At 62.7% G+C, this 4546-nt stretch carries 3 protein-coding genes and 1 pseudogene; 3 read left to right on the top strand and 1 reads right to left on the bottom strand.

Annotation, left to right across the window (positions count from 1 at the left end; translation table 11 throughout):
* Positions 1-443: pseudogene (locus tag RTX98_RS17330) on the top strand (hypothetical protein); the annotation flags it as partial.
* A gap of 187 nt (positions 444-630) precedes the next feature.
* Positions 631-3246: an ATP-dependent chaperone ClpB gene (gene clpB / locus RTX98_RS17335; RefSeq protein ID WP_312798060.1), complete on the top strand. Its 2616-nt coding sequence runs from the start codon at positions 631-633 to the stop codon at positions 3244-3246.
* Between the two features lie 59 nt (positions 3247-3305).
* Here clpB and RTX98_RS17340 read toward each other — a convergent pair whose 3' ends face one another.
* The gene (locus RTX98_RS17340; protein ID WP_312798061.1) at positions 3306-4061 is read right to left on the bottom strand and encodes an SDR family NAD(P)-dependent oxidoreductase; all 756 of its coding nucleotides are present in this window, start codon (positions 4059-4061) and stop codon (positions 3306-3308) included.
* 111 nt (positions 4062-4172) lie between these two features.
* On the opposite strand from RTX98_RS17340, the gene RTX98_RS17345 reads away from it, so the two are divergent.
* Positions 4173-4546, top strand: a 374-nt coding sequence (locus tag RTX98_RS17345; RefSeq protein WP_312798062.1) for a TetR/AcrR family transcriptional regulator, incomplete at its 3' end; no start/stop codon positions are given.

Consider the following 4546-nt stretch of genomic DNA (forward strand, 5'->3'; position numbering starts at 1 on the left):
AGCGGGAGCCGCGCCAGCCGCGTGAACGCCGGCCGTATCGCGATCGCGATCAGGACCAGCGCAACCGCGTCGACGGTTCGGGCCCGCAGCCGGTGATCGAAGGCGTTCCGGCGGAAGTTGCGCATGGCAACGTGCAGGCCGTTCAAAGCCAGCAGGATGCGCAGGATACGGCACCCGTCAGCGTCGAACAGCCGGCCGCACCGGCACCCGTAGCACCCCAGCCGGTCGCGTCCGAAGCCGCTTCTCAGGTGCCGGGTTTGCCGCAGGCTCCGCAGGTTGAAAGCCCTTCGGCTGAAGCCGCGCCGACTATCGAGGCTGTTTCAGTTGATGGCGAAGAACAGCCGGTCCGTAAGGTTCGTAAGCCGCGCAAGCCGCGCGTGCCGAAAGGCGAAGCTGTTGAAGCTGGCGCAAACGACGACCAGCCGGTGGAAGCTGCCAGCTAAAATCTGGCCACTTATGGATCAAGGAAATGGCGGGGTGAAAGCTCCGCCATTTTTCGTTTCAGGCGTTCTTGAGCCGCCTTCTTCGTACCCCCATATGCTCCTTGAACAGGGTCTGCCGGATTGGAGACCCGTCATCTGACACTTGACCGGTGCCGCAAAGCGGGCCGGTTTGGGGAAGGGACCTGATATGAACATCGAGAAGTATTCCGAACGCGTGCGCGGCTTCATCCAGTCCGCGCAGACCATGGCGCTGTCGCGCAACCACCAGCAATTCACGCCCGAACACCTGCTAAAGGTTCTGGTCGACGACGAGGAAGGCCTTGCCGCCAACCTGATCGAACGTGCCGGCGGCCGTCCCAAGGACGTCCAGCTGGGCGTGGAAGCCGCACTCGAAGCAGTGCCGAAGGTGGAAGGCGGCAACGGCCAGCTTTACCTCGCTCAGCCGCTCGCCAAGATCTTCACCACCGCCGAAGACATCGCCAAGAAGGCCGGCGACAGCTTCGTCACCGTCGAGCGCCTGTTGACCGCGCTTGCCGTGGAAAAATCCGCCAAGACCGCTGACATCCTCGCCAAGGCTGGCGTTACGCCCGCCGCGCTCAATGCCGTCATCAACGACCTGCGCAAGGGCCGCACAGCTGACTCCGCTTCGGCCGAGCAGGGCTATGATGCGCTGAAGAAGTACGCCCGCGACCTGACCAAGGATGCGCGCGAAGGCAAGCTCGATCCGGTGATTGGCCGTGACGACGAAATTCGCCGGACCATCCAGGTTCTGTCGCGCCGCACCAAGAACAATCCCGTGCTGATCGGTGAGCCCGGCGTCGGCAAGACCGCCATCGCCGAAGGCCTCGCGCTGCGCATCGTCAACGGCGACGTCCCGGAGAGCCTGCGCGACAAGCAGCTGATGGCGCTCGACATGGGGTCGCTGATCGCGGGCGCGAAATATCGCGGCGAGTTCGAGGAGCGCCTGAAAAGCGTGTTGTCCGAGGTGACTTCGGCCAATGGCGACATCATCCTCTTCATCGATGAAATGCACACGCTGGTCGGCGCCGGCAAGTCGGAAGGCGCGATGGATGCGTCCAATTTGCTTAAGCCAGCCCTCGCACGCGGCGAGTTGCACTGCGTCGGCGCAACCACGCTCGACGAATATCGCAAGCATGTCGAGAAGGACCCGGCGCTCGCCCGCCGCTTCCAGGCCGTGTTTGTCGGTGAACCCACCGTCGAGGACACGATCTCGATCCTGCGCGGCCTGAAGGAAAAATACGAACAGCACCATAAGGTCCGCATCTCGGATTCCGCGCTGGTCTCCGCCGCGACCCTGTCGAACCGCTACATCACCGACCGCTTCCTGCCCGACAAGGCGATCGACCTCGTCGATGAGGCTGCGTCGCGCCTGCGTATGCAGGTCGATTCCAAGCCGGAAGCGCTGGACGAGATCGATCGCCGCATCATGCAGCTCAAGATCGAGCGTGAAGCGCTGAAGGTCGAGAAGGACGCCGCCTCGAGGGATCGCCTCGAGCGGCTGGAAAGCGACCTCGCTTCGCTGGAAGAAGATTCCGCCGAACTGACCTCCAAGTGGCAGGCCGAAAAGCAGAAACTCGGCCTTGCTGCCGACCTCAAGCGCCAGCTCGATGAAGCGCGCAACGAACTCGCCATTGCCCAGCGCAAGGGTGAATTCCAGCGCGCCGGCGAACTCGCTTACGGCCAGATCCCGCAGCTCGAAAAGCAGCTGGTAGACTCTGAAGCGGTGGAAAATCGCGGCTCGATGGTGGAAGAAACCGTCACGCCCGATCACGTTGCCCACATCGTGTCGCGCTGGACCGGCATTCCCGTCGACAAGATGCTGGAAGGCGAGCGCGAAAAGCTGCTGCGCATGGAAGACGAGATCGGCAAGCGCGTCGTCGGCCAGGGCGAGGCGGTTCAGGCCGTGTCGAAAGCCGTTCGCCGCGCCCGCGCAGGCTTGCAGGACCCCAACCGGCCGATCGGCTCCTTCATGTTCCTCGGCCCCACGGGCGTCGGCAAGACCGAGCTCACCAAGGCGCTGGCCAACTTCCTGTTTGCCGATGAGACCGCGATGGTGCGCATCGACATGTCGGAATATATGGAGAAGCACTCGGTTGCCCGCCTGATCGGCGCGCCTCCCGGCTATGTCGGCTATGAAGAAGGCGGCGCGCTGACCGAAGCCGTGCGCCGGCGTCCTTATCAGGTGATCCTGTTCGATGAGATTGAAAAGGCCCATCCGGACGTCTTCAACGTGCTGCTTCAGGTGCTCGATGACGGTCGCCTGACCGACGGTCAGGGCCGCACGGTCGACTTCCGCAACACGCTGATCGTGATGACCTCCAATCTCGGCGCCGAGTTCCTCGTCAATCTCGGCGAGGATCAGCAGGCGGATGCCGCGCGTGAGCAGGTCATGTCGGTGGTGCGCGGCTCGTTCCGGCCGGAGTTCCTCAACCGTATTGATGAGGTCATCCTGTTCCACCGCCTGCGCCGTCAGGACATGGGCCGCATCGTCGAAATCCAGTTGGAGCGCCTGCACAAGCTGCTCGCCGATCGCAAGATCACGATCGACCTGGACACGGAAGCCCGCGACTGGCTCGCCAACAAGGGCTACGATCCCGCTTATGGCGCGCGTCCGCTTAAGCGCGTGATCCAGAAGGAGCTGCAGGATCCGCTCGCCGAAAAGATCCTGATGGGCGACATTCCCGATGGCAGCCGAGTCAAGGTAAGCGCTGGTTCGGACCGGCTGACGTTTTATGTCACCGGCTCGAAAACGGAAGAAAACGGCGAAAAGGTCGCTGCTTAAGCCTCCCAAAACAAAAATGCCCCGTCACATGGCGGGGCATTTCTTTTAAGCGATGTCGGTCAGACCTGATAACCGCCGCTGATGTCGAGCACCGTGCCCGTCACATAGCTGGCATCCGGACCGGCCAGATAGGCGATGCCGGCGGCCACTTCTTCCACCGTGCCGACGCGCTCGATCGCCATGAGGCCGGGCGGGAAGGACGGCAGCACGCCGGCGGAGGCATGGCCCATGTCGGTCATCATCACGCCGGGCTGCACCACATTGACGGTGATGTTGCGCGGTCCAAGATCGCGGGCGGCACCGTGTGCAAAACCCAGGACCGCAGCCTTTGTCGCCGAATACTCCGTCACGAAGGGGAAGGCGACGCGCGTGCCAAGCCCGGAGCCGATCAGGATGATACGCCCGCCATCGCTGAGCTTTTGCGAGGCCGCACGTGTCGTCGCCACCACGCCGAGCACATTCACCCGCCACTGCCGGTCCAACTCGGCGATATCGGCGCTCGGATCATCGATGCGCTTTCCCTGAACGGCGATCGCCGCGTTGCTGACGAAAATATCGAGCTTGTTGAAGGCGCCGATCACCGCCTCGATCAAGGCCGGAGCCGCCGTCGGATCGCCCTGATCGCTCTGGATCGCGACCGCCTTGACGCCTTTTGCCCGCAACTCGGCGACGACTGCCTCGGCTTTTTCACGCGACGACACGTAACTGATGGCGATGTCGGCGCCCAGATCGGCGAAATGGCGGGCGGTTGCCGCGCCCAGTCCGCGCGAGCCGCCGGTAATCAGGGCAACCTTTCCCTGCAATGTCTTGGTCATGAAACACTTCTCCGATAAAATAACAACCGTTACAATAACGATCGGTATCAAATTGGACAAAGCGCGTCCAGTCATTTAGTAATGACCGGTATCAAATTGGAGACTGGTTCCATGGGCCGCCATCGCGAGTTCGATGTCGATGAAGCGCTTGATGCCGTCGTGCGCGTTTTCTGGCGCCGCGGTTATGAAGGCGCGTCCTATGACGACCTGACGGCGGCCACCGGCGTCAAGCGCCCCGGCCTCTACAGCGCCTTCGGCAACAAGGAAGAGCTGTTTCGGCGCGCGCTCGAGCGCTATGCCGATCAATACCTGACCTACATGACCGAGGCCTCCGACCAGCCGAGTTCACGCGCCATGGCCGAGCATATGCTGCGCGGCGTGGTCGAACTCACCACCCGTTATCCCGAGAATTTGGGATGCCTGGGCGTGAACGGCGCATTGACCTGCTCCGAAGCGTCAGAGCCCATCTACAGGCTGCTCGTAGA

This window comes from Tianweitania sp. (assembly GCF_032053605.1).
Taxonomy (GTDB): Bacteria; Pseudomonadota; Alphaproteobacteria; order Rhizobiales; family Rhizobiaceae; genus Tianweitania.